At 53.7% G+C, this 1,066-nt stretch carries 3 protein-coding genes; 1 reads left to right on the top strand and 2 read right to left on the bottom strand.

Going from position 1 to position 1,066, the window contains the following annotated elements; genetic code table 11:
- Nucleotides 1–253: hypothetical protein (locus tag RMO15_RS22915; RefSeq protein ID WP_309717778.1), on the bottom strand; the 253-nt coding region annotated here is incomplete at its 3' end.
- Nucleotides 254–381: 128 nt separating this feature from the next.
- Here RMO15_RS22915 and RMO15_RS22910 point away from each other — a divergent pair.
- Complete coding sequence (locus RMO15_RS22910) at nt 382–570, top strand: hypothetical protein (RefSeq protein WP_309717775.1); 189 nt, start codon at nt 382–384, stop codon at nt 568–570.
- Here RMO15_RS22910 and RMO15_RS22905 read toward each other — a convergent pair.
- Nucleotides 571–1,066: response regulator (locus RMO15_RS22905; protein ID WP_309717773.1), on the bottom strand; the 496-nt coding region annotated here is incomplete at its 5' end.

Genomic DNA, 1,066 nt, shown 5'->3' with positions numbered 1-1,066 from the left:
GTCCGAGAGCCGCCAATCCTGCCGTTGCCGCGTACGATAGCCACTCAAGATCGAGAATCCGCATCGGAGGCCCGCTGAACAGAATGCTTGCTGTGAAGAGACCGGCGAGGGGGATCACCAGGCCCCGGGCTTGGCCGCGAGGGATCCACTTTCCCCGCCACAGAATAATTGGAATGAGGATCGCCAAAGCGGATTGAACCCATATTCCTGGGTAAAAGCGAGAGCCCATCGCAAGAATGGCGGTCCCAAACATGAGACCCAAAATTCCTCCAAGAACCGCGACAACCCTCTTCACCACGTCTATTGAACCTTGTCTGGTGGATTTCTCCCGGGCACCTGGTTGCAATAATCGTTAAATGAAGATAACATACAAACAAGGTTATGTCGATTCTTCAAGAATTAGTGGGAAGAAAGGTTACGGTCTACTCGATGGCAGACACGGAGAGGCAAGATGTCGGCATTTTGCAAGCCGCCGATGAGCACGTGCTCAAAATTAAAAAGACTGAAACCGAGGTGTTGTACTTCAACATCGTTCGTGTCAGGCTCGTGAAGCCTTTCGACCCGCATTAGCTATGCTGCCTGTGAGCGGGGCAGGCGTCTGGCCCACTTCTCAATCGCCAGGTTGACTTCGGTGCGCTGGAAAGGTTTCGCCAAATACGAATCCATTCCCGCTTCCAGGCACAGTGCTTCATCGCCAGAAAGCGCATTCGCGGTCATCGCCACGATGGGCTGGTGATCGCCAGTTCGTTTTTCTTCGAATCGAATTCGCCTGGTCGCCTCTAGTCCGTCCATCACCGGCATCATGCAGTCCATAAACACGAGGTCGTAAGATCGGTTTTGAAGGGCTTGAAGTGCGGCTACCCCGTCTTCCACCACAGAAACACGGTGACCGAATCCCTCGATCATCCGGACCGCGACCTTCTGGTTAACAGCGTTGTCTTCAACGAGGAGAATGTCGAATTGCTGCGAAGACGGTTGGATCGCCCCAATTGGAGTTTCCACAGTTCGAGCTTCAAGTTCGATCGCTTCCAGCGGGAGTTGGACTGTGAAGCTAGTGCCCTTGCCA

The organism is Armatimonas sp., from assembly GCF_031410135.1.
GTDB lineage: Bacteria > Armatimonadota > Armatimonadia > Armatimonadales > Armatimonadaceae > Armatimonas.
This window is presented reverse-complemented; position numbering and strand designations above follow the sequence as displayed.